This is a genomic window from Cytobacillus sp. T106 (genome assembly GCF_040492155.1).
Taxonomy (GTDB): domain Bacteria; phylum Bacillota; class Bacilli; order Bacillales; family Cytobacillaceae; genus Bacillus_AB; species Bacillus_AB infantis.
This window is the reverse complement of record NZ_JBEUMK010000006.1, coordinates 149,823-173,699: the sequence shown is the minus strand read 5'-3', so window position 1 is coordinate 173,699 and position 23,877 is coordinate 149,823. Positions and strand designations below refer to the sequence as shown.

The window sequence follows — 23,877 nt, the reverse complement described above, 5'->3', positions numbered from 1 at the left end:
CTCGACCCTGTCACCAGGATCAAGCCTCTTTCCTATTCTTCCTTCTCCACCCAGTTATCATCATCGTCTTTCTCATACTTTTTCTTCACCGCACTCCACGCCACCTTGAAGGCTGTTTCTTCTTCGTCGTATTCTTCACTTGCTGAGTTGAAGGCTTCCTTGAAGATTTCCTGGGCGTGATGCGGCAGATTGTCTTTGACGGAATCCGGCAGTTCGCTTAGTTTATCGTATGGCATAGTGATTCCTCCTCTTCTCTTGTCCTGTTAGGTATTTTTCCTGAATGGCATTTTCTTAAACACCAGAAGTTGAAATCATAGCAGGAACTGGAGGAACGGATAAAACCATGGAATGACCAAAGAAGTAAGAATAGCCGAGAAACCCATGGCTGCGCTGGAGACTGCTCCCTGCACAGGGTCTTCTATTGCTGCCTGGCTTGTGCCGATCCCGTGGGCCACTGTTCCGATGCCAAGCCCTCTAGCGAAAGGATCGCTGATTCTTAGAAAAGATAGAATAACAGAGCCCATGACAGCCCCAAAGATACCGGCCGAGATGACGAAAACAGCTGCAAGCGGCGGGTCACCTCCGATTATTTTGGCAGCTTCGATTGCGACCGGAGTCGTGATCGCTTTCACGGCAGAGGTCGCCTGGATTTTTTCCGGGAGACCAAGCACTTTTGCCAGCAGTACGGCCGATGTGATGGTCGATAAGGTTCCAGCTGTAAGACCGATGACAGCAGGCATTAATCTTTCCCTGATCACCCTCCGGTTATGATACAGAGGAACGGCAAGAGCGACAGTGGCAGGACCAAGCATGAAGGTCATGATATTTTTAGCCGGCGTGTATTCTTCATACGTAATCCTTCCGGCAAGCAGCAGAAGGATCATGATAAGTGTAGCTGTAAAAACAGGCGTGGCAAATGGGGAAAGCAGCCGGGCAGAAAGCGCCTTTGCCCCGATATAGACGATGATCGTCAAAAGGATGCTAATGAGTGTGATCCCGCTCACCCTTTTCCGCCCCCTTCCCTGAAAAATAAGCTGCCAGGCCGGAAGTTATGATTAGCCCGATGACGGTACTGCCGATAATCATTATGAGAAGCTGCCAGCCGCTCGTCCGAATCAGTCCCCCGTAACTCATCAGCCCGACAGCTATCGGGATAAAAAAGAAAGCCAGGTGCCGGTTTAGGAATGCTGCCCCCTTTTCGATCTGGCTTACCTTTACGGCACCGGTCAGCAGGAGGATGAATAAAATCATCATGCCAAGTACGCTTGCAGGAAGGGGCAGGTGAAGAATTTCAATGATAAAATCTGAAACGGCGTAAATCATCCACAGCAAAAAAAGCTGCCATAAAAAGATAAGTGCATTTTTCACCATTCTAACCCTTCCCCCACTAGATAATCTACTATCCATAATAGAGGAAAAAGTGCAAAATTGCTTAGAATTTTATTCTATACATTCAGCCGTCGGACGGCTTTCCTTCCATGGAGGATCAAGTAAAGGACTGCAGCAATCAAGACAATCACTGTTCCTATCATGTAAATATAGCTGTAGCCTGAATGGGCCGCAGCAGTTCCGAGGATAAAAGAGCCAATGGCAAAGCCTCCGTCAAAAAAGACAAAGAAAGTCGCGGTTGCCGTCCCCTTTCTGCCTGCGGGAGCCGATTCCACTGCAATGGTTTGAAAACACGACACCAGCGTGCCAAAACCGATGCCGACAAATGCTCCTGAAAGCAGGAGCTGGAAGCTTGATGATGCCTGACTCAGCATCCAGACGCCGATTCCAAAGAAGAGGATGCACGGATAAATCACTTTATTTTCACCGAACTGATCAAACCATCTTCCGGTAAATGGGCGGGAAAGCAATAACGCTGCGGCATAAACGACAAAGAAATAGCTTGCTGCCTGGACGAGGTCCAGCTCTCTCGCATACACCGAGATGAAGGAAATGACGCTCGAATAGACAAAAGATAATGTAAAAGCAACGAATCCGATGGGCACTGTCTTCCGTTCAAAGAAGTCCGACAGCTTCATCTTTTTCCCTGCTGCTGCCTGCCGGGTCTGCCTGTCTTGCTGTTCTTTCAGCTCCATCATCAATCCGCAGGTAAGAGCAAGCAAGGAGCAGGCAATGCAAACCGCGAACAGTACGGTGTAACTGGCTGCTCCTATAATGGTCAGCCCGGCGAATGGTCCGATGACCATGGCAAGGTTCATGAAAGTGGCATAATAGCCCATCCCTTCCCCGCGGCGCGCAGCCGGAATAATGGCTGCAGCAATAGCTCCTGTTGCGGTGGTTGCCATACCAAAGCCCGCACCGTGGATGACCCGGATAATCAGCAGCACAAACGGTGATTTAACAAAAAGGTAAAGGATAGATCCAGCCAGGAAAATAGAGGCTCCGATGATCAAAATTTTCTTCGGGCCAATGGTATCAAGCCATTTTCCAGAAAACGGCCTGAAAACTATCGCCGACAGAACAAATACCGTAATAACGAGCCCGATGGCCTGCCCTCCGCCCTGCAGTTCATCTGCTACATAAACCGGCAGTGTAACGGTCAGCATATAAAAAATTACAAATACAAAAAAACTGGCAAAGGAAATATTGATGAAATCCTTTGTCCAAAGCTGAGGTTTTTCCAACTGTTTCACATCTTTCTCCTGATATATGGATATATTTAACGCGGGAAAAGCTCCCCAAGTGATCTGAGGAGCTTTTCCCTATATTATAGGATATTTTCCTGTCTTTTATTAGAATGGGAACTCACGATAAGTTTTTTGGACAGATACCCATTTGGTTGTTGTAAATTCTTCAATGAGCCAAGGATTGCCGAAACGGCCGACGCCTGAAGCTTTATTGCCGCCGAATGGAATATCCGGCTGCGCATTAACAGTCTGATCGTTGATATGAGTCACACCGCTGTCAATCTGCAGTGCATATTGCTGCGCTTTTTCAAGATCCTGCGTAAAGATGGATGATGACAGTCCATACTCTGTTTCAGAGGCAATCCTGATCGCTTCTTCATCACTTTCAACCGGAATGATGGTTGCGATTGGCGAAAAGACTTCAGTCTGAGCAAGGGCAGAATCATTTTTCACATCTTTGAAAACGTACGGAGTCAAGATGTTGCCAACTCTTTGTCCTTCAAGCGCAATTTTCTCGCCGTTTGCAATGGCGGCTTCGATGACTGCCTGAGCCTTCTGCAGCTGCCTATCGTTGATCAGCGGTCCAACGACAGTTGCAGGATCCTTTGGATTGCCATAAGGAAGTGCTTTTGCTCTGTCGACGAATTTATTTGTAAATTCTTCAGCAATATCCTTATGGACAATGATCCTGTTTGTGATCATGCAGATCTGGCCCTGGTGGACGAATTTTCCGAAGATAGCAGCATCAACAGCACGGTCAACATCTGCATCTGAAAGGACGATGAATGGATTGTTTCCGCCAAGCTCCAATGCCACTTTTTTCAGGTTCCTTCCGGCAATTTCCCCGACATGTCTTCCGACAGCGGTTGAGCCAGTGAATGAAATGAAGCGTGGAATTGGGTGTTCAAGCAGATAGTCGCCTGTCCCATCTGTTTTCGGATCTGTGAGCAGAAGGTTCAGGACCCCTGCCGGCAGGCCGGCTTCTTCAAAAGCTTTTGTCAGGATGACGCCGCCAGTGATGCCTGTTGCCACATCCGGCTTATGCACAACTGCATTACCAAGGGCAATGGCTGGCGCTATGGTCCTTACTGACAGGTTAAGCGGGAAGTTGAATGGCGAAATGGAGGTGATGACACCCACCGGCACGCGGTACACGTGGTTTTCCTTCCCTTCAATGGTTGCCGGAACCTGGTTCACGACATTTACTTCATCAGCAAATTTGATTGCTTCCTCCAGCTCCTCAAATGTGATCTGCAGGGCAATATTGGCCGCAAGAATGGTTCCGCCTGTTTCTGAAGTATAAATATCTATAATTTCTTCTTTATGTTCTTCAAGATAGGCAATTACTTTCCTTAAAACTTCTTTGCGTTCCCCGGGGGTTGTCTTTGCCCATTTCTTTTGTGCTTTTTCAGCTGTAAGCATAGCCTGATCAATGTCAGCCTCATTTACAGTTTTTACAGTATAAAGCCTGGAATCGTCATATGGATTCAATACATCGATTGTATTGGCGCCGCTTCCCTCCAGCCATTTACCGTTAATATATTGTTTGGTGTAATCCTTAAAATTGACCATAAATCTCTCCCTCTCCCTGAAACTTACTGCAAAGAAGATTCCTAGGTTGCTATAGCAACATTTAGGGTCACGTCATCAGCAGCACTAGAATCTTAACACATATAAAGTTGCTATAACAACTTATGTGCTTAGCTGGCTAACCTTTTTAAAACAGGAGTTTATACCCAGAAACTTAAGGAGGACACCGTCCGTAAATAAGCTATACCGAAACAAATGTCTGAGGAGGAAAGCATGAAGGGACGCAAACGAAGGTATTTATTATTATCAAGTATATTGAGCAGCTTTCTGATCATCTCTGCCTGCAGCCCTACGGAAGCTGATAAAGAAAAAACACAGGCTGCCCAGCAGGAGGAAGATAAATACGAAAAACTCGCAAAGGATCAGAATAAGGAGTCAGAGCTGGAGCCGATTGAATTGACTTCCTACAGCGAAGAGGTTGGGCTGAAACTGAAGGAACCGGCTTACAAGGAATTTACCGTCAATGAGAAGGCGGTTATCGAGGGGACGATCGAAAAATCAGCCAGCCTGAAATCTGACTTTGTCTGGATCAAAGTCCATGCAGCTGAAGAGGGTCCGGCAGGCACTGACCACGAATATTACACAAAAATTGAGGACGGAAAATTTAAGCAGGAGCTTCACTTCTTCAACGGTGAGGGAGAGTATCAGGTAAAGGTGCAGATTCCGAGTATGGATCAGGAAAACTATTATTATGATACTGCATCTTTCACGGTCCATAATGTGAATCCGCAGATCGTCCGCGATGTCACATATACCCCTTTCGGACAGGAGGATGAAATCAGCCTGGATCTTAAGTCCAGCTATGTTGAGGATAATGAGATCTTTAAGCTTGAGGGAAGCGCCGGCAGGCTTAGCGACAATGATACAATCATGATTAAACTGAATAAGGATGCTGATACCTGGACACATGTCCTGCCGGTTGAACAGGGCAAGTTCACCTACGATGTTCCCCTTCTATACGGAAAAGGTCTCCACGAGCTGGAAGTGCTTGTGCCTGACAAAGAACGGGAGAACTATTACCAGACTGCCACAACGCTTCTGATCGACAATCAGTCAGACAGGACCATGAAGCCGATCGAGTTTTATGAAGCTTACAGGGAACGTGGTGTCACACTGAAGTCTCCGCAGTTTGGAGGAGAAGAGTCCAATGGTGAATATACGGTAAAAGGAAAAATAGATCCTGAGGCTGATTTCGGACCTGAAACCACGCACATCTATGTTTCTACTAAAAAAGGCGAGGATGAAGCACTTGATGTCATTCCTGTAGAAAAATTTGAATTCGACGGCTCCTTCTACCTCCGCTTCGGGCCGGGCACTTATGAAGTAACGCTGAGTGTACCGGAAATCAAGGAAGAAAACAGTGACAGTTTCCGCTATTACGGCTTTGCTTCTTTTGAAGTGGAAGCAGAAAGCGAAGATAAGCGCGACCTTCTGCCATCAAGGGGCGTCGAGTCAGAAGCACCAGAAATCAAGACTCTTGCCGGCAAACTGACAGAGGGAAAAAGCACTGAGAAGGAAAAAATCAAAGCCATCTATGAATATGTCGCCAAAAATGTTTCCTATGATGTCGACAAATATGAAAATAGTACATTCAGCTGGGATGACAGCGCCCTGAAAACGCTGAAAACGAAAACCGGCGTCTGCCAGGATTATGCCTACCTCTCCACCGCACTATTGCGTGCCAGCGGGATTGAAGCAAGAATCATTGAGGGTACCGCGCGCGGCGGCTTCTGGCCTTCCAACCATGCCTGGGTCGAAGCAAAAGCGAACGGCAGCTGGATCGTCATGGACCCGACCTGGGGAGCCGGATATATTCAAGACGATCAATTCGTTGCCAAATATACCGATCAATACTTTGAGCCCAATCCGGCCGAATTTGAAAAGACCCATACAAGAAAAGGGGTCACCTACTAAAATATTTGGAGAGACAGAACCTTGGCGTACTGTCTCTTCTTTTTAAAAGGGTCATTTTCATATAGGGCGAAAGACCATAATATGGTAGTATGAAACTAGACAGAAGTGAAAATTCCGAAAAACCAAATGTCAAATCTTTAAAAAGGGGGAGTTGCAATTGACAGGTTTGGTCACTGTAGTAATGATTTTTTCCATCCCGCTTGTCGCCATCGTCACAAGCCATTATCAATCACTTGCCAAAACAAAAGTAAAAATCATTGAAAAAGAGCTGGAACTGGAAAAATTGAAACATGAGAATTATTTGATAGAAACGCAGAAGATGAGGATTGAATTGGAGAAGATGAAGCTGGAGGGGCCTTTGGAGGTAAAGTAACACATCTGTTATCCTGTTGCAGAGGAATTTGTTCCTTCCCCTCTTTTCATTGAAAGAATGCTGCGGGAAGGAGTCTATTATCCATCTATGCTGAAGCCGGAGCTGAACAGGAAATTCACTTTGCCTTTCTACTCAAACAGGTCCTGAAGAGCTGCAGCAGGCTTCTTTTGCATTAAACTATCACCAAACTGAGGATCTGGTTCCCTATTTTCCTAAAATAGAATGTCCGGCAACCCTTTTGTTTGGGGCAGCATGACCGGTACCCGGTTCCCTATTGGGGGCTGCTTCAGCATCAGCATGCTCCACATTCAGTTTTCAGGCTGATACCCACTGCAAGCTATTATTTCAATGATTGATCAGCCAAGTATTGTTTCCGCTGAACTGCTGGCCCACCTTAAAAATGCTGTACAAACAAGACAGTTATCCATTTAGCTGTCTTGTTGACATGACTTATGAATCAGTTTTTTGTACAGCGGGTAAAGGAAGGACAGAATTCAAATTTATTCTTTTGCTTGGTTTAACGCCATATAGCCAGCACCGATCACCCCTGCTTCTCCCCCAAACTCACAGATGCCAAGCTTTATTTTGCCTCTTAGATTGGCATATAATTTTTCCTTCATTTTATGGTTAATCTCATCTATCAGCCAGGGATTGCAGCAGATTACAGCTCCGCCAAGGACAAATGCTCCTGGGTCCATGAGCTGAATGATGGAGGCGACAGCACTGGAAAAATGCTCAATCCAATCATAGATCACTTTAACAGCCATCTTTTCCTTATCTTTAAATTTTTCAAACAGATATTCTGCGTCCGCACTTTCACCATATATTAGCTTACTCCTGGCATCAAGAGCCCTGCCGCTGCAAAGAGATTCCAGTGTCATTTCCTTGGTCCCCTTTTCTTCGCTTGCCTGGCCGATGATCATTCTGCCCGCTTCGCCTGCATATCCATTGTCCCCCCTGATCATTTGACCGTTATAGTAAACACTCATCCCAATGCCAGTGCTCACTGTCATGTAGATAGAATAGCTTTTTCCTGCAGCAGCACCCTGTTCGGCTTCCAGCAACCCTGCTGCGTTGACATCATTGTCAAAGTAAACCTCAAGCCCAGGAAAGCAGGATTGTATGTACTCAATTCTTATTCCGTCAAGAACAGGAATGTTGTCCGCATCTTTTATTACTTGTGTCTGTTCATTCCATGGGACAGGCAGGGCAATTCCAATTTTCTTAGCATTTTTCTGAGGATCGACCCTTTCAGCCATCCGGAAGATTTCACTAAACATGTCATCTGCCGTTTTAAAACTCCTGGTTACTGCCGTCTCCATACGGATCACCGACAGCTCTTTTCCGATAAGTCCAACTCGAATATTTGTAGCGCCTATATCTACACCAATTACGTATTCATTCATTTAGACATAGCTCCTTACCCAGCAACTCTATGTTTATTATTTATTTTTGAGGAATCGTTCAATAAAAACAGTTAAGACCTGATTCCATGCTGACAGGCAGGAACGAAACTCCATTTGAGTATATATCCTTTGATGTCCACCAATCTTCTATTTTTCTTTGCTCCTGTCAATCTGAAACTAATTTTCTCATTCACAGTATCCAGGTGCAAATATAATATGGATTGCACTAATACTGCAACTTTAGTGGAAGCAGAAAGATTGACTCTTAATTTTTAGAACAGCATTACAAATGGGTCCTCAATTCTCTTACCTATCAAATAGAAAAAAATAAGCGGAGATTTTCCGGTTATGCAAAATAAAATACCACATTATTACGTTTTTGGAGCCAATAAGCGGAATTTCTCCGTCTATTTTTGAGCTGTTTTTTATAGAAATTTCTATTTAAGAGGAATTCTTCCGTCTATTAATTAGACTGGGTTCTTGACCTGATACCCTACCCGATAAGATCGAATCCTCTGAGTGCCAGATGCGGGGATCAGCATCTTTTTTTCGACCAGTTGGGAAAGTACCTTTTTTACTGTCTTGGCACTTAGTTTTAGATACTTCTCCACTTCTTTTGGAGATATGTCTTCTCCTTTTCGAATTACTAGCCGAAGCACTTCCTTTTCAAGAAAGGACAAAGAAGTTTGGTCCAGCTCATCACCCATCCATCTGCCTATCACTTGCTGAACAACCTGTTGGCATCTGCGGGGATTCTCTTTTACTTGATCAAAAGAAAAGCGGATGACGGTCCATCTATCAATCACCAGCTGGTTTTGACGTTCCAGGCTGTCGGAAAATTGCCATCTGCTGATGTTCTTTAGGTGAGGGCCATACCCGTCGACCTCTAAACAAACCTTGATGCCGGGGCGGATATAAGCAACCTTTTCCCATCATTGTAATTATCAATTTCATATTCAGGGTGAAGATAATTAAACTGGTAAAATACTGGCCACCACACTTGCTTCAAAAACAGCATTTCAGCATGTTTGTGACCTTCTTCCAGGCGCCGCAGCCGCTCACCGGTTCTTGACTGTAAGTGTGAATGTAAAAATGCCTGATATTCTTCTTCAAATCCCATATATCCCTCTCCTATCAATAAGAAAATGAACAGCATAGGCTTTAATAGCTTCCAATGAATCATATCCATTCTTGATTCATTTGTTTTAATAGGACGATTTTTGAATGACTTTGGAAAATAATGAGTGGTAAATGTAGTGAAAAAAAGAGGATTGGAAACAGGCAAACAGAATTGTGGAGCAGCAATGATAAAAGAATATTTCGATGATAACCCTTGGATAAACTAATTTTAGTGTATTAGATTTCTAACAATTGTCAATCAACTTATGCCATTCGACAATAATTCTTATCTAACATCTCCTAACCTTAAGAGAGATTTGGGTTAAAACCTCACCTACTTATTATAGGCTCCAATTCATCTTGAGAAGGCACAAAACAAAAAAAGCGGGGCATCCATCCTGGATACCCTGCTCATAAACTTAGCTACTTGCTACTGAACATCATTACGCCCACCACATATCCCCAGGTGTTTCCCGGATCAGAACTTCATTCAGGTTCTTCACTGCGCGTGCAAACCCTTCATCAATCGACATCAGCGGATCTTCATGCTCGATGCTGACAACATAGTCATAGCCATACAGCCTCAGGGCGCTCATCATATCGCTCCATTCCTGGATGCTGTGGCCGCATCCGACGCTGCGGAACGTCCAGGCGCGTGTCTGAACTTCCCCATATGGCTGCATGTCTGTCAGTCCATACATATTGACATTATCCTGATCAATATAGGTGTCCTTGGCATGGAAATGATGAATGGCACCGGCTTTCCCGAGAATCTTAATCGCTGCGACCGGATCGATTCCCTGCCACCACAAGTGGCTTGGATCAAGATTCGCCCCGATGGCCGGGCTTGTTTCCTCGCGAAGCTTCAGCATGGTGTAAGGTGTGTGGACAAGGAAGCCGCCATGCAGCTCCAGTCCAATTTTAACATTATGCTCTTCTGCTAAAGTGCCGATTTCCTTCCAATATGGTATTAGCTTGTTTTCCCATTGCCATTTCAGGACATCCCCATATTCAGCCGGCCAAGGTACAACTGGCCAGTTTGGCTGTTTTGCTTCTTCACTGTCGCCTGCTGTGCCGGAAAAGGCATTGACGACTGGTACACCGAGGAGTGAAGCAAGCTTGATGGTTTTACGGAGTACCTCATCAGATTCTTCAGCAAAAGCTTTATCAGGGGAAATCGGATTCCCGTGGCAGCTGAATGCGCTGATTGTCAGCCCTCTTGATGTTACTGCTTCCAGGTAAGCTTTTCTTTTTGCCTCATCCTCAAGCAATTCGTCCAATGGGCAATGTGCATTTCCAGGATAGCAGCCTGTGCCGATTTCAACAGCGTCAAGACCTGCTCCTTTTACATGATCGAGCATTTCTTCGAAAGATTTTTGTGAAAATAAGACTGCAAAAACACCGAGCTTCATTCTGCCAGGACCCCTTTCTTAAGAGGAACAATCTGCTTAGTTTTCTGTGATTCGATTGCTGCAAGGATGATTTCAAGGCTCTTTAAACCTTCTTCTCCGCTGATCAGCGGCTCCTTGTCTTCTGCTACACTTTTAACAAAATGATTGATCACATGGGAAGTTGTCTGTCCGCCTTCCTCATTTGTCTGGATTTTGTCCAGCTTATGCTGAACCGAACTGCCGTCACGGTAAACCTCTATCAGGGAGTATTCCGGATCTGCTTCAAGATGGAGGGTCCCTTTTTCCCCGTAGATGACAGTGGAGTTGTCGCTTCCGCCCATATATGACCAGCTTGCTGCCAGTGTGCCGACTGCTCCTGACTCTGATCGGAGAACACAGACCGCATTATCGTCCACTTCTGTATTTTCCTTCGCGTTAGTCGCAATCAGCGCACCGACTTCTGTGAACTCCCCGAGCAGATAGCGCAATAAATCGGCTTTATGTACGCCAAGATCGCCCATGGCACCGATAAAAGCTTCTTTTTTATTAAAGAACCAGCTGTCAGCGCCATCCGCACTCCATCCTTCTGGGCCGGCATGCCCGAAAGTTGTTCTGAAGCTGAAAATCCTGCCCAGCTTGCCGCTCTCAATAAGTTCCTTTGCTTTCTGATGCGCAGCAGTGAAGCGCTGGTTGTGGGCAATCATGAGTTTTTTTCCGTTTGCCCTTGCAGCCTCATTCATTGCTTCTGCTTCTTCCCTTGATGCAGCCATAGGCTTTTCACACAATACATGGCGGCCTGCATTCAGGGCTGCCAGCGTAACTTCTGCATGGAGGAAATTCGGCAGGCAAACACTGACCAGATCGATTCCTTCCATTTCAATCGCTTCTTTATAATCGGTGAATGCCCTGGCCCCATATTTTGCAGCTGTCTCTTCTGCTCTTTCCAGGTTGCTGTCGCATACAGCAGCGATTTCTACCAATGGATTTGCGGCATATTCCGGCAGGTGGCGATATTGGGCAATGCTTCCGCAGCCGATAACAGCAGCTTTTAATGTAGTCATAAGGATCAAACTCCTTTAATGGATAATTGTTTTTTTAGGTAATTAATGCTGATTTCAATGCTTTCAAATGGAGTTAAGCGGGTTGCATCCTGTTCTACTACCCACCACTTTACTCCTGCTTCATCCCCAAGACTGAGGATTTCCTCCAGGTCGATGCTTCCCGTCCCAAGCTCCGCGAAGAACTGTTCTTCATCTTTTGTCATATCCTTCAGATGCACAAGCGGTGACCTGCCTTTATACCTTTTGATCCAGGCTGCTGGATCTTCCTTTGCTTTTGCCAGCCAGTAGACGTCCAATTCTGTCTGCAGAAGGCCAGGGTCGCTGTCATCAAAAATGGCCTCAAGCGCCATCCTCCCGTCACTCAATCTTTCAAGCTCGAAATCATGGTTATGGTAGCATAAGGTGATTCCTGCATCCTTCAGCTTCCGGCCTGCTTCGTTCAGCAGGGGAATGAGTGATTGATAGTTTTCCTCTGTCCGCTGATCGGGCATCAGAAATGGACAAACTGCATATTGAATCCCAACCGTTTTAAGATCAGAAATCACGTTGTCCAGGTTGTCCTTAAGATCGGCCAGCGGGATGTGGGCTGATACCGGCGCAAGATTAAGATCGTCAGTCAATTCCTTCACTTTTTCTGCACTCAGTCCTCCAAAACCTGCAAATTCCACCCCGTCAAAACCGAGTTCTGCCACTTTCTTCAGGGTTCCCGCAAAATCTTTCTCCGTTTCTTCACGGAGTGTATAGAGCTGTACTGCAATTGGTATTCCCGACATCTTGATCCCCTCGCTTCCTCAAATTTTTAAACTAAACTATTTGATTCCATCATAAGTGACCATCAAATATTTGAACATTCATGATATGATTAAAACATGCACTATTTTGCTATTTTGAGTGACGGGGGTCATTTTTTGAAAACGGATACATTATTTTGCGGCTATTCATACCATACACAGCCCTTTTATTCTCATCACAAGTCCGGCTACCCTTCCTACCTGATCCGTCTGCAGACAGAAGGAGCATGCGAAGCGATCGTCAGAGGCAATCGCAGGAAATTGGAAAAAGGCGACTTGCTTCTCATCAAGCCTGGGGATCATTATGAACTGATGGTCGACAGTCTTCTTCCTGATAAGGCTATTTTGAGCGGCGACTATCATCTTATCTGTGAGGGTAAATGGATTGAAGATTGGTGGAAGAGATCTAATAAACCGGATGTGGCACGGATTGATGCAGATGAGCGGCTGCTTTCCCTCTGGAGACATCTGATCATTGAATTAAGGCGGCCTTCGAAGGAAGAGTTTAATGAACTGTCCGACTACCTTCTCCGCTCACTCTGCATCTTGCTTGAAAGATCACTGAAGGAATCGTCTCTTTCTGCCCACAGGCCATATGCAGTCACAAGGATGCTCAGGTTCATTGAGGAGCATGCGCTTTCATCTTTTAAAGTAGAAGAAGCAGCTGCCCATGCCGGATTGAGCGTTTCGCGTGCTGTGCATCTCTTCAAGGAAAGCACAGGGAAAACGATCATGGAATATGCAATGGAAATCAGGCTCGCGGCTGCTGAGGAAAGGATGAAATATACCACCATGACACTGGAGCAGATTGCGGAAGAGTGCGGGTTTGGCACCTACCCCTATTTTCACCGGGTGTTCAGCAAAATGCATGGCAGGGCACCGGGGGTTTACCGGCGGATGGAATATGGAGGGATGGGGAGCGTGAAGAGCTGAGGGTTCTGGATGGGAGGTATTGTTGGTGGTATGAGGCACTCAGCAGGGGCTCTAGTGGTGTAGAGTGCCTCTTGTCGCTGATATGAAGAACTCTGCACCTATAATTCCAGACTTAGAGTGACTCATGTGACTGATATGAAGCACTCTGCACCTATACTTCCAAACTTACAGTGACTCATGCACTGATATGAAGCACTCTGCACTATACTTCCAGATTAGAGTGACTCATGCCGCTGATATGAAGCACTCTGCACTATACATCCAGACTTAGAGTGACTCATGTGACTGATATGAAGCACTCTGCACCTATACTTCCAGACTTACAGTGACTCATGCCGCTGATATGAAGCACTCTGCACCTATACTTCCAGACTTACAGTGACTCATGCCGCTGATATGAAGCACTCTGCACTATACATCAAGACTTAGAGTGACTCATGCCGCTGATATGAAGCACTCTACCACTATACTTCCAGATTAGAGTGACTCATGCCGCTGATATGAAGCACTCTGCACTATACATCCAGACTTAGAGTGACTCATGTGACTGATATGAAGCACTCTGCACCTAAAATTCCCGACTTAAAGTGACTCATGCCGCAATATAAAGCACACACCTGAACAGGTGGTCCAAAAGTTTATCATTTCCTCAGAAAGACAAATTTACTATCCCTCGACACACCAAAAAGGCGCATGCTCTTCATGCGCCCTTCTACAAATTATGCAATCTCATGAAAAGTAATTTCAGGCCGGCTGCCGATGCGGATATTAACCCCTGTCTGCCCCAGCCCCTCGCTGATATAGAAAGGCATGCCGTTATGATAGTGCAAGCCTTTGACCATATTCATGCGCACCAGCTTTCCCATCTTAGCCAGGTGATACGGTTTGGGCCAGTGAATCTGGCCGCCGTGGAAGTGGCCGGATAAAAGATAATCATATTTATAGTCCTTCATCTCAAGGACAACATTTGGATCATGCGTAAGCACCAGATTATACCCATCAGACACTCCTAAATATGATTTAGCCACATCATGATGCTTGGTACTGTAATTATCAATTCCAATTATATTTAACTTTTCTCCATTAATATCAATGACCGAATGCTCATTCTGCAGTGTCCTGCACCCGTTTTCCTCAAGGATCTTTTTTAAGGCTGCAAAATTCTTTCCCTTCAGGACATAATCATGATTGCCAAAAACAGCGTACATGCCATATCGCGGTTCGAGTTTATTAAGCATTTGCAGGTAAGGGGCCAGTTTCGGCAAACTCCTTTTTCGGTCCATGAAATCCCCCGTCAGGGCAATAAGGTCGATATCCTTTCCGGCTATTCTCTCATAAAGTTCCTTTGGGCTGATTGAGATATTCTCCAAATGCAGATCAGACAAATGAAGAATCTTTATCTTATTGCCGGCAAGCACAATATCTGGCCGTTCGACTGATACTGTCCTGACAGCTATTTTACTTGTATTTTTATTTGCTTTAAACAGTGAATAGACAAGGTAGACAGAAATAATCAAGAAAAAATATAATGACATTCGCACATCTCCTCCTACTTAACCAGTATAAGTGTCTCATTCCCTAAGTCCTAGTGGGAGTTGAAGGAAGTCTTCAAAAAAACTATGACTCTTTTACAAAAAAGATAGTACAATATACTTTCTGGTAAATGAGAAGGAGTGTTTCTATGAGATTGCTTGGCATTATAATTGGAATCATCGCTGCTGATAACCTGTTCCATCTGATTGACGCCTTTGCTTATGGCCTAAAGGCCGAAACCAGCATGGAACGGATTGGGGCTGTATTTTTTGGCGTCTGTGTACTGGGCATACTGATGCTCATCTTCCACCGCCTGTTTACTGCTGCCTTTTTCAATGGATTCACAGCGGCAACAGGTTTGTTCCTGAGCTTCGACATCGCCGTATTCCACTGGATCTTCCAGCTCCACCGGATCACCAACGGGCCTGAAGCCAACTGGCTGGAACCGCTGTTTGTTATTGGGGGATCTTTTTTGGTTTGGTATGGGATTAAGCGAGAACGGATGGGTGTTAGGGAAGCTTAAAAAGGCCTTGCTCATTAGTTATACTCGGTCTTGTCCTAAACAGCCATCCTTATATTCCCCTACCGAAAAAGCACCAAGTTTGCTAAGATAAAAAGATAAAAATTAACTTGCGGGTGAATTACATGACGGAAACAAACGAACTAAAAGGATTTGACACAAGTATTGTGTATGACTACAAGGATTATCCTGACGAAAAAAGCGGGCGATGCGATAATTGCGATAATACCTTGTTCAAAAGCTCGGTGAAGGATTTTATTTTTCTCCGTGAATGCCGGAAATGCGGAATGAAGAAAAGTATATAAAGCTGTTGTAGGAGGCGCAAATTTTGCGTCTCTTTTATTTTTCGATGAAAGAAAAAACGCTCTATTTACCTGTTTATTATTGTTTACATCTCTTTGATCCCCGACTCATATACTGGACTAGCACAACCTTTAAGGAGTGAACGTCTGATATGAAAATAAAAACACTAAAAAGGCTGGTGGTTTTGTTGGGGATCCTCTTCATCTTTCTACTGGTCGGCTCTGTTTCTGCCATCATTTATGCCAACTATTATGTCAATGACGGCGAAGTGACTGTGTCACAGGAGCTTTTCCCGGAGAATGAGCCGAAAAGAGTGCTTGCTCTGTTTGCACACCCTGACGATGAAATTATGGTCAGCGGAACCTTTTCTAAGCTGGGGAAACAGAAGGATGCATTTACTGCACTCGCGGTATTCACCAGGGGCGAAGCAGGTCCTGACGGAGGGGTTGTCCCAAGGGATAAGCTTGGGGCTGAACGCACAAAGGAAGTGAAGAAATCTGCTGAAATTATTGGCGTGGACCGTCTGGAGATTTTTGACTTTCCAGATGGAGGCTTAGAAGAAGTGAATGGTGAGGAGATTAAACAGGTTATCAGAGACTTGATTACAGATATTAAGCCGACAGCATTGATTTCTTATGATGATGAAATTGGCTTATACGGCCATCCAGACCATGTGGTTACAGGCCAGCTGGTGCGGGAAGTGGCAAAGGAAGAGCTTTCCAAGGGGAATTCTTCTGTTAAAAGGCATTATATGGTTACTCTGCCGAAGCCGATGATTGAAGTGGCCCTTAAGCTCTCTCCAACTTTCAAGGAGAAGTATCCCAAGGATACCAGCAAGGGTCTTCCAGAGCCCGATATCGCTTTCCCGATGGCAACTGAAGCTGCTTCACGAAAAAAAGTCCTCCTCGCCCACCGGACCCAAAAAGAAGTGATTTCAAGTGTGCAGCCGTATTATGATAAAATTCCTGCATCCATCTATTACCGCATTTTTGACCGGGAGTATTTTCACCTGGCTGAATCAGCTGATCGGGAATGAAAATCATAGTGAAATGCCAACCTATATAAGGATCAATATCGAGAGGCGGTGATAGCAGTGGCAAAAAAGGGCATCCAAAATTCAAGCATTGAACAAATCCAAAAAGACCATGAAACGGAGTCTGCTTTCCAGAAGAACGACGCCAAAAAGAATCAGGGGCGGAAATGATTTAAGTTATAGGTTCAATAGAATGGCAGGAAATAAAGCTCAGCTATGATTCGTAATAGTGGTTCCAGCAGGCTCTGCTGGAACCACTATTTCAGCAAATAGCGGTCCTAGCCAGCACCGCTGGAACCACTATTTCACCCAAGATCAAAAATAGCGGTCCTAGCCAGCCTCGCTGCAACCACTATTTCACCTAAGAGATCCCAAATAGTGGTCCTAGCCAGCACCGCTGGAACCACTATCTCACCTAAGATCAAAAATAGCGGTCCTAGCCAGCCTCGCTGCAACCACTATTTCAGCAAAAACCAAAAATAGTGGTCTTAGCCAGCACCGCTTGAACCACTATCTCACCTAAGATCAAAAATAGTGGTCCTAGCCAGCCTCGCTGCAACCACTATTTCAGCAAAAACCAAAAATAGCGGTCCCAGCCAGCTCTGCTCGAAGCGCTATTTCTGAAAAAGTTCCCAGTCCGCTTTCTATCTTAAAGAAATACCCTGTATAGTGCTATTTCTTCTGATCACTCTTCCTTTGACTTTGCGGTACCGCTGTATCAAGCGCTCCTGTTTCAAAGTCATATTCCTTGGATATTCCGGCAAATCTTCCAAGATCGTTTGTACGGTCTTCACCCTTTTGATTTTTAGCCATGAGGCTCACCTCCTCCACTGTAATTTCCCCCTTTCCTGATTCCAATTATGTACATTCCCGCTAGCCAAATAATCTGTCTTGAATTTACTTATACTATGGATGAAAGGAGGCGGAACGATTGAAAAATAATAAGAAAAACCAACCTGATACAACACAGATTGCCGCCAGATACTTCAATGCATCCGATTATGAAGGGAACTCCCAGCTGGAGCAGGGTCTCGCTGAAACCCATGAACAAGTCGGGGATGATTATAATGAGGGAACTGTGGATCAGCTGAAGGAATAGGCAATGAAGCTGCTTGCCTGCGCAAGCAGCTTTATTCCGTAATACCGGCTTTCTAAAGCTGATAATTCCGAGACCTTTCGTCGTCAGGAAATAAGACAATTAACTTCCCCTCCTTCTTCTGCTCTTTTAAAATAAGTACCAGGAGGGATAATGAAATGATAATCCGTGAAGCAGTAAAAGAAGATTTGCCGGACATTCTTGATATTTATAATGAAGCAATCCGCACACTGACAGCAACTTTTGACCTCGAAGAACAAAGCCTGGAACATCGGACGGCCTGGTTCGAAAAATACGGCGGCAGATATCCCCTGACGGTTGCAGAGGAAGATGGCCAAATTGCAGGCTACTGCTCCATTGGACCATTCCGCGATAAACAGGCCTATGAGAAAACAGCAGAGCTTTCTGTATACATATCATCCCGCTTCAGAGGGAAAGGGATCGGGAAGGGTCTGGTAGAGGATATGCTCTCCCGCGCAGCCAGCCTGGACTACCATACCATCATCAGCGGCCTCACTGCCGGAAATGAGGCAAGCGTCAGGCTCCACGAAAGGCTCGGATTTCACTATATCGGCATATTTAAGGAAGTCGGCTTTAAATTCGGGGAATGGCAGGATGTCCTTTTTTATCAGTATTTCTTCAATAAATGACAAAGGCCGGCAGAATGCCGGCTTTATAAAAAAACAAAAAATCGCCTAACTCATGGTTTAGACGATTTCATTTTATCTTACGCAGTTGATCGCAGTCTGCAATAGCTCGATATCCTTAACAATTTCTGACTTTAAGGCTTTGTCTTTACATCTGTTATATTCTTTTTTCATCCGTTGGATTTCCTCTAAAAAAATGTAGTATTCTATGCTGTTCATAATCGCCCTCTTACAATTTGAATTATTTACTACTCTTTACCCTTTTTACAAAAATGAAAACAACAAAATATGTCATTTTTTAGGTGACAGGCACCTATACCAGTTATAGACCACCTACAAAAAGCCCCAACACCAGTCATGCCGGGGCTTTCATTATAATTGATAAAAAATGCTGTGACTGAACAGCCTGCAATTATTCCTGTTTGCTATAGTGAATCGTGTATGTGAGTATATTGCCTTCCAGGCGGATGGCTACTTCCACAAGTCCGGAATGGGATATATAATTAGCGGAACTGCCGACTGATTCCTGTTTCTCCCATCCTGCCGGGCTGTTCTCTAAAGCTTTTAAATAATCCGAAAGGTTGCGGCTCGAAGCCTCCTCCCACCGGTATTCTTCATACCCGGAGCTGACAGTGACCGGCGTCAGGCCAACCGGATACAATATCTCTCCATATCCATGGGTGACATAAAGGGGCTCCGGATGAATGTAAGGGTCGACGTCTTTGAACCGCAAGCTGGCAATAGCATGAAATATTTCTGCATACTCAAATTTAGGATAATCAAAGGAGAAGTAAACCCAGTCTTCGCCATCGGGCTGGATGAAAAAATGATAGCGGAGAGCCGTATCCATCATCTTGACATGCTCAATGTACATTATAGTTTTATAAGGGAAATGCTCCAGTTCTTGCCTGACGTACATTGGGCGGGAAGATACGATGCTGTCCATGTCCTGGTCTGATATGTTTTTGCCAAAGCCCGCCTTGGTTTCCGTCCCCTCCGCTCCCCTTAAAAACTCAACTTCACCTTGCGATGTTTTCACTTTAATCCCCGGCACGTCCCAAGTATAGGGGTGGCCACCCAGCATAATAAAAGAAGCATCTTTTGGCAGTTTTGACTCCTGCAGGGAAAGCAAAAGCAGAGCTCCGCAAACAATGAAAAGCAGGCATGCCGCCGTAATTGAGCCTGCCTTGAAAAAATTTGGCCCTATGTGACTGCCCTTCCTTGCAGAATGCATGATTCTCCTTTTCAATTGCTCGCTTTCATCTCTGCCAGGCACAAGCTCACGAAGAGCATTCCACTCGTGATCATCATATTGACCTTTCAATTCCATCGCCTCCTTTCATCAGCTTTTCCTTCCTCAGCATTTGTATGGCGCGCGAAAGAGTTTTGCGTACCTTCGCTTCCGACCAGCCCAGGATTTCAGCGATTTCCTTCGAAGTACATTCCTCTACCTTGCTTAAAATAATGACAATCCTGTAGTCGGGCTTCAGCTCCTGGATCTGTTTCATCAGTTCTTTTGCTTCCTCCTTCAGCTCCACAATCTTCTGTACATCCAAACCAGATGGAATATAGCTTTCCGCTAATCTCCTGAGAAAAATCCTCCTCCTTTTCTGCCGGCGGATTTCATCGAGCACCTTATGCTTGGCGATGGCAAACAGCCAGGTTTTCACAGACGATTTCTCCTCGAATCTATCTATGGCCGACCAGGCTTTCAGAAAAGTATCGTGTACAATATCATCACATCCCTCTTTTGTTCCGAGCATAATCCAAACAAACCGGAACAGTTCTGTGCCGTATTGCTCATACCATTCAAGGATCAGCCTTTCCTTGTGATTCCCCACACACTCACCTGCTTTTCATATTCTATATACTTAGTCGCCTTTAAGACAAAACTGTGACACTTTAAGAAGAGAAAAATTGAAAAACCTTTTTTATCCTTGATATAAGGGTAAAATAATCAGGATATAGTGGATATCAGGCTTCCGGTATGATACCATTTACAAGTTAAAGAAAAGGAAGTGACTGAAGATGATAAAAATTGAAATTCCAAATCCGGATTTGACTCTGACTAAAAACAAGCATGCCGATGAACAGACCTCCTCCGTACTGAGCAATCTTTACGGCTTTACGGATTACCACCGAATCCCCCGTGATAAAGGAGGATTGATCCTGTTCCTTGATTCAAATGAGGACCTGATGTTTGTAGGAAAAGCCCGTAAACTGAGGCAGCGTGTGAAGAAGCATTTTGAAGACACTGTTTCACCGATCAAGGATGTCCGCCATGATGTATACAAAATTGCCTTGATTTATGTAGAAGACCCAATGGAGAGAGAAATTTATGAGACCTATATCATCAATACTCTCCAGGCCAAATATAATACAGATAAGGTTTTTTATAAATAACCTATGAACGAAAAAACGAAGCATCGCTGCTTCGTTTTTTTCTTATTTTCCCCAGTTCTTCAGATCATCTGTTGACATAATATTCAGCCAGGCGTCTTTTTCACTCTTATCTATTTCAGGGACCTTAATGGCATAGTGCAGGAACCAAATTTCCCCTCCCTCGCTTTCAATCCTGCCTGTTTCATACTGGTCAGGATGGACTGCATCGTCTGTCACCTCGAATTCGTAAAACAGATTCTTAGCATCTTCCGTTAAGATCTGAAAACGGAGATTTCCGGCTACAGACTTCTCAAGAGCAGCTTTAAATTGAGCAGCATAATCCTGTACACGAGCCCCATTCGGATTGCTGAAGCGCTGGACTGTGATCAGCTCAGACCAGTTGTCGACCGTTTCTCCCGCAAGGACATATTCTTTGAGCAGCCCGTTTTGAGAATCGGTAAATCCGAGCTGCCATTCCTTTCCGTTGGCGATAAAGCTTTCCTTCTCTGCCGCCTCTTCAGCATCCTTTTCCTCCCCTGCAGCATCCACTTCCTCTATTGCATTTTTTACAGGAGCTGCTGTCATTTTATCTGAAGCTGGCTCGCTTTCCGCTGCTCCGGAACAGGCAGCGCTCATCATGATCAGGCCAGTCAATACTAATACCAGTTTCATATGCTTCAATAAGATCCCCTCAATTTCTGTAAGAATAGCTAAATTTTACCTGAGAGAATCCGAAACGGTCAATTTTCTTCAAGCGCTTGCCAAGACCATCCCGCAGAAGCAATCAGCAGCTGAGTGCGGCTGCACAAGGAATCACTCCATGTCACACTGACGAGCCGGATGAAAATTGCGGCGCTGCCTGCTGACTTACTATATTGGTTTTTAAATCCGTTCTACCTTACTGCCGGACAGCCATTTTCGACTTTGCCTCCAGTCTCCTTTTATGCAAAATAGGCTCTGTATAGCCATTAGGCTGATTTCTCCCCTCAAAGATCAGCTCACAGGCCGCCTGAAATGCCACTGAAGTGCTGAAATCATCAGACATCCTCTTATAGCCCGGCTCATTCTCATTTTGTGCATCAACTATCTTCGCCATTTTCTTTAGTGCATTCATGACCTGCTCTCTAGAAACAATTTTATGGTGGATCCAGTTGGCCACATGCTGGCTTGATATCCTCAAAGTGGCACGGTCCTCCATCAGGCCGACATCATGAATATCCGGCACTTTTGAGCAGCCAATGCCCTGTTCCACCCAGCGGACCACATATCCAAGAATACCCTGGGCATTATTTTCGATTTCCACCTGGATTTCTTCAGATGACCAGGATCCGCAGGTTTCCACCGGTATTGACAGCATTTCATCTCTATACAGGGACGGGTTTTGACACTCTTTTTCCTGGATACCTTTTACATTAATCTGATGGTAATGCAATGCATGAAGGACGGCCGCTGACGGTGACGGCACCCAGGCAGTATTAGCCCCGGTCTTGAGCTGGGCACCCTTCTGCTCGAGCATCTCTTTCATTTTGTCAGGCATAGCCCACATGCCTTTGCCTATTTGAGCCTTGCCTGAAAAACCGGCTGACAGTCCTGTTGAAACATTGGATGTTTCGTATGCCTGCAGCCAATTGGACTTTTTCATTTCTCCTTTACGCACCATCGGGCCCGCTTCCATGCTTGAATGGATTTCGTCCCCTGTCCGGTCAAGGAAGCCTGTATTGATGAACACGATGCGGTCTTTGACTTCTTTTATACAACTCTTTAAATTCAGTGAGGTTCTGCGCTCTTCATCCATCAGGCCGATCTTCAAGGTATTCCTATCAAGCCCGAGCAAATCCTCTGTTTTATCAAAAAGCTCCCCTGCATACGCAACTTCCTCCGGCCCATGCATTTTAGGCTTAACGATATAAATAGACCCTTTCCTGGAGTTAGCCGGTTCCTCTGTGTTTAAAAGAGAATGCATCCCTGCCAGACTCGTAAAGACAGCATCAAGGATTCCTTCGTGCACTTCATTTCCTTCCTTATCCAGAACTGCCGGATTGGTCATCAGATGGCCGACATTGCGGACAAACAGAAGCGATCTGCCTGGCAGGGAAAAAAGATTGCCTTCAGGATCCCGATAGTGCCTGACACCGTTCAGTTTCCTAGATATGATCTTACCGCCCTTTGAGAAATCTGCGCTGAGCTCCCCTTTCATCAACCCTAGCCAATTCCTGTATACGAGCACCTTGTCCTCCGCATCAACAGCCGCAACTGAGTCCTCGCAATCCATGATCACTGTAACAGCTGCTTCCAAAAGAATATCTTTTATGCCTGCCGGATCACTTTTTCCAATATCAGATGCACGGTCAATCTGGATCTCAAAATGAAGTCCATGATGCTTCAGCAATACAGCCTCGGGATGATCCTTATCTCCCCTGTAACCGGCAAAAGCTTCCTGATCTTTTAATTTTGAGGATGACCCATCCTTCAAAGTAATGACCAAACTGCCTTCCTTCGCTGAATACCTGACAGCTTCCTTATGGGAGGCACCGTCAAGAGCGGCAGCCTGATCAAGAAATCCCTTTGCGAATTCAATTACTTTATTTCCGCGCACACGATTATACTCGATTGACCTTTCTGCTCCGCCTTCTTCACTGATCGCATCTGTCCCATATAAGGCGTCATACAAGCTCCCCCAGCGTGCATTGGCCGCATTGATGCTGTATCTGCTGTTATTGACCGGCACAACCAGCTGCGGACCTGCCTGCAGAGCAATCTCGTCATCCACATTTTCCGTGCGGATCTTGAATTCTCCCGGCTCCGGGAGCAGGTAACCGAGATCGAGCAGGAACTGTTTATACGCCTCAAAGCTGAAGTCATCGCGTTTTTCAGAATGGTAGCGGTCAAGCTCCCTTTGCAGCTCCTCCCTTTTGGCCAGCAGTCTTTTGTTCTCTGGTGTAAGCACTTCAATCAGCTGTTCAAAACCATTCCAGAATGCTTTTTCTTCCAGGCCGGTCCCGGGAAGCGCCTCCTTCTGTAAAAATTGATGCAGAGCCTCATCCACCTGCAAGTTTCCGATTTTCCGATAGTTTGCCATCCTTATCCTCCTTTGATTTATATTACACAACGCTGTTTCTCTAATCTGTTATAGTACAGAATAGCATAAA

Annotated in this window: 27 protein-coding genes and 1 pseudogene; 11 read left to right on the top strand and 17 right to left on the bottom strand. The window is 45.2% G+C overall.

The features are described from left to right. Positions 1-32: 32 nt before the first annotated feature. The 5 genes from ABU165_RS13475 to ABU165_RS13455 form a co-directional block, all read right to left on the bottom strand. Positions 33-236, bottom strand: a complete 204-nt coding sequence (locus tag ABU165_RS13475; RefSeq protein WP_009793247.1) for a ChaB family protein — start codon at positions 234-236, stop codon at positions 33-35. 75 nt (positions 237-311) lie between these two features. Then, positions 312-1,004 carry an LrgB family protein gene (locus tag ABU165_RS13470; protein ID WP_318060350.1) on the bottom strand — a complete coding sequence of 231 codons (693 nt, stop codon included), beginning with the start codon at positions 1,002-1,004 and terminating at the stop codon, positions 312-314. Then, a complete protein-coding gene (locus ABU165_RS13465; protein ID WP_224950687.1) occupies positions 982-1,371 on the bottom strand; it encodes a CidA/LrgA family protein in 390 nt (129 codons plus the stop codon). The genes ABU165_RS13470 and ABU165_RS13465 overlap by 23 nt, the downstream gene beginning before the upstream one ends. A 74-nt stretch (positions 1,372-1,445) precedes the next feature. After that, positions 1,446-2,633: an MFS transporter gene (locus ABU165_RS13460; protein WP_318060414.1), complete on the bottom strand. Its 1,188-nt coding sequence runs from the start codon at positions 2,631-2,633 to the stop codon at positions 1,446-1,448. 108 nt (positions 2,634-2,741) lie between these two features. Further along, positions 2,742-4,208, bottom strand: coding sequence for an aldehyde dehydrogenase family protein (locus tag ABU165_RS13455; RefSeq protein ID WP_224950689.1), 1,467 nt, complete (start codon positions 4,206-4,208; stop codon positions 2,742-2,744). Positions 4,209-4,439: 231 nt separating this feature from the next. Between ABU165_RS13455 and ABU165_RS13450 the strand changes: the two genes are divergently transcribed. Beyond that, positions 4,440-6,140 (top strand): transglutaminase domain-containing protein, encoded by a 1,701-nt coding sequence (locus ABU165_RS13450; RefSeq protein WP_224950690.1) that lies wholly within the window; start codon positions 4,440-4,442, stop codon positions 6,138-6,140. 157 nt (positions 6,141-6,297) lie between these two features. Beyond that, positions 6,298-6,513, top strand: a complete 216-nt coding sequence (locus ABU165_RS13445; RefSeq protein WP_022544013.1) for a hypothetical protein — start codon at positions 6,298-6,300, stop codon at positions 6,511-6,513. A 500-nt stretch (positions 6,514-7,013) separates the two neighbouring features. Here the strand turns inward: ABU165_RS13445 and ABU165_RS13440 are convergent, their stop codons facing one another. Beyond that, complete coding sequence (locus ABU165_RS13440) at positions 7,014-7,919, bottom strand: ROK family protein (protein WP_318060351.1); 906 nt, start codon at positions 7,917-7,919, stop codon at positions 7,014-7,016. A gap of 467 nt (positions 7,920-8,386) precedes the next feature. Continuing rightward, a complete protein-coding gene (locus ABU165_RS13435) occupies positions 8,387-8,626 on the bottom strand; it encodes a BlaI/MecI/CopY family transcriptional regulator (RefSeq protein ID WP_224950833.1) in 240 nt (79 codons plus the stop codon). On the opposite strand from ABU165_RS13435, the gene ABU165_RS13430 reads away from it, so the two are divergent. Continuing rightward, the gene (locus ABU165_RS13430) at positions 8,606-8,782 is read left to right on the top strand and encodes a hypothetical protein (protein ID WP_224950839.1); all 177 of its coding nucleotides are present in this window, start codon (positions 8,606-8,608) and stop codon (positions 8,780-8,782) included. The genes ABU165_RS13435 and ABU165_RS13430 overlap by 21 nt on opposite strands. Before the next feature lie 23 nt (positions 8,783-8,805). Here the strand turns inward: ABU165_RS13430 and ABU165_RS13425 are convergent, their stop codons facing one another. The 4 genes from ABU165_RS13425 to ABU165_RS13410 form a co-directional block, all read right to left on the bottom strand. Beyond that, complete coding sequence (locus tag ABU165_RS13425; protein WP_318060352.1) at positions 8,806-9,039, bottom strand: hypothetical protein; 234 nt, start codon at positions 9,037-9,039, stop codon at positions 8,806-8,808. A gap of 442 nt (positions 9,040-9,481) precedes the next feature. After that, complete coding sequence (locus tag ABU165_RS13420) at positions 9,482-10,450, bottom strand: sugar phosphate isomerase/epimerase family protein (protein ID WP_129612608.1); 969 nt, start codon at positions 10,448-10,450, stop codon at positions 9,482-9,484. Beyond that, complete coding sequence (locus ABU165_RS13415) at positions 10,447-11,490, bottom strand: Gfo/Idh/MocA family protein (RefSeq protein WP_022544015.1); 1,044 nt, start codon at positions 11,488-11,490, stop codon at positions 10,447-10,449. Before ABU165_RS13415 ends, ABU165_RS13420 begins: the two co-directional genes overlap by 4 nt. Positions 11,491-11,495: 5 nt before the next feature. Then, positions 11,496-12,263, bottom strand: a complete 768-nt coding sequence (locus ABU165_RS13410) for a sugar phosphate isomerase/epimerase family protein (RefSeq protein ID WP_318060353.1) — start codon at positions 12,261-12,263, stop codon at positions 11,496-11,498. A gap of 135 nt (positions 12,264-12,398) precedes the next feature. Here ABU165_RS13410 and ABU165_RS13405 point away from each other — a divergent pair, with 135 nt between their 5' ends. Further along, positions 12,399-13,214 (top strand): helix-turn-helix domain-containing protein, encoded by an 816-nt coding sequence (locus tag ABU165_RS13405; protein ID WP_022544016.1) that lies wholly within the window; start codon positions 12,399-12,401, stop codon positions 13,212-13,214. A 719-nt stretch (positions 13,215-13,933) separates the two neighbouring features. Here the strand turns inward: ABU165_RS13405 and ABU165_RS13400 are convergent. Continuing rightward, entirely contained in the window at positions 13,934-14,749 is an 816-nt protein-coding gene (locus tag ABU165_RS13400) for a metallophosphoesterase (protein ID WP_094767748.1), read from the bottom strand. Positions 14,750-14,895: 146 nt separating this feature from the next. Here ABU165_RS13400 and ABU165_RS13395 point away from each other — a divergent pair, with 146 nt between their 5' ends. From ABU165_RS13395 to ABU165_RS13380, 4 genes are all read left to right on the top strand, one after another. Continuing rightward, on the top strand, positions 14,896-15,270 hold the full coding sequence (locus ABU165_RS13395; protein WP_101548274.1) for a hypothetical protein: 375 nt from the start codon (positions 14,896-14,898) through the stop codon (positions 15,268-15,270). Between the two features lie 122 nt (positions 15,271-15,392). After that, on the top strand, positions 15,393-15,572 hold the full coding sequence (locus ABU165_RS13390) for a DUF8096 family protein (protein WP_094767750.1): 180 nt from the start codon (positions 15,393-15,395) through the stop codon (positions 15,570-15,572). 149 nt (positions 15,573-15,721) lie between these two features. Then, entirely contained in the window at positions 15,722-16,606 is an 885-nt protein-coding gene (locus tag ABU165_RS13385; RefSeq protein WP_318060354.1) for a PIG-L deacetylase family protein, read from the top strand. 57 nt (positions 16,607-16,663) lie between these two features. Then, entirely contained in the window at positions 16,664-16,774 is a 111-nt protein-coding gene (locus ABU165_RS13380; protein WP_022544017.1) for a hypothetical protein, read from the top strand. A 501-nt stretch (positions 16,775-17,275) separates the two neighbouring features. On the opposite strand, the gene ABU165_RS13375 is transcribed toward ABU165_RS13380, so the two are convergent. Then, on the bottom strand, positions 17,276-17,416 hold the full coding sequence (locus ABU165_RS13375; RefSeq protein WP_022544018.1) for a hypothetical protein: 141 nt from the start codon (positions 17,414-17,416) through the stop codon (positions 17,276-17,278). 112 nt (positions 17,417-17,528) lie between these two features. Between ABU165_RS13375 and ABU165_RS13370 the strand changes: the two are divergent. Together ABU165_RS13370 and ABU165_RS13365 are read left to right on the top strand one after the other, a co-directional pair. After that, a pseudogene (locus ABU165_RS13370) lies at positions 17,529-17,702 on the top strand (YozQ family protein); the annotation flags it as partial. Positions 17,703-17,857: 155 nt separating this feature from the next. Then, positions 17,858-18,349 (top strand): GNAT family N-acetyltransferase, encoded by a 492-nt coding sequence (locus tag ABU165_RS13365; RefSeq protein ID WP_009793226.1) that lies wholly within the window; start codon positions 17,858-17,860, stop codon positions 18,347-18,349. Between the two features lie 409 nt (positions 18,350-18,758). On the opposite strand, the gene ABU165_RS13360 is transcribed toward ABU165_RS13365, so the two are convergent. Both ABU165_RS13360 and ABU165_RS13355 read right to left on the bottom strand, forming a co-directional pair. Then, positions 18,759-19,670 carry a hypothetical protein gene (locus tag ABU165_RS13360; RefSeq protein ID WP_318060355.1) on the bottom strand — a complete coding sequence of 304 codons (912 nt, stop codon included), beginning with the start codon at positions 19,668-19,670 and terminating at the stop codon, positions 18,759-18,761. After that, positions 19,654-20,187, bottom strand: coding sequence for an RNA polymerase sigma factor (locus ABU165_RS13355; RefSeq protein ID WP_318060356.1), 534 nt, complete (start codon positions 20,185-20,187; stop codon positions 19,654-19,656). The genes ABU165_RS13360 and ABU165_RS13355 overlap by 17 nt, the downstream gene beginning before the upstream one ends. A 187-nt stretch (positions 20,188-20,374) precedes the next feature. Between ABU165_RS13355 and ABU165_RS13350 the strand changes: the two genes are divergently transcribed. Further along, complete coding sequence (locus ABU165_RS13350) at positions 20,375-20,749, top strand: nucleotide excision repair endonuclease (protein WP_009793222.1); 375 nt, start codon at positions 20,375-20,377, stop codon at positions 20,747-20,749. 42 nt (positions 20,750-20,791) lie between these two features. On the opposite strand, the gene ABU165_RS13345 is transcribed toward ABU165_RS13350, so the two are convergent. Together ABU165_RS13345 and ABU165_RS13340 are read right to left on the bottom strand one after the other, a co-directional pair. Further along, a complete protein-coding gene (locus ABU165_RS13345; RefSeq protein WP_318060357.1) occupies positions 20,792-21,409 on the bottom strand; it encodes a hypothetical protein in 618 nt (205 codons plus the stop codon). Between the two features lie 217 nt (positions 21,410-21,626). Further along, on the bottom strand, positions 21,627-23,807 hold the full coding sequence (locus ABU165_RS13340; RefSeq protein ID WP_306009249.1) for a malate synthase G: 2,181 nt from the start codon (positions 23,805-23,807) through the stop codon (positions 21,627-21,629). Positions 23,808-23,877: the final 70 nt, after the last annotated feature.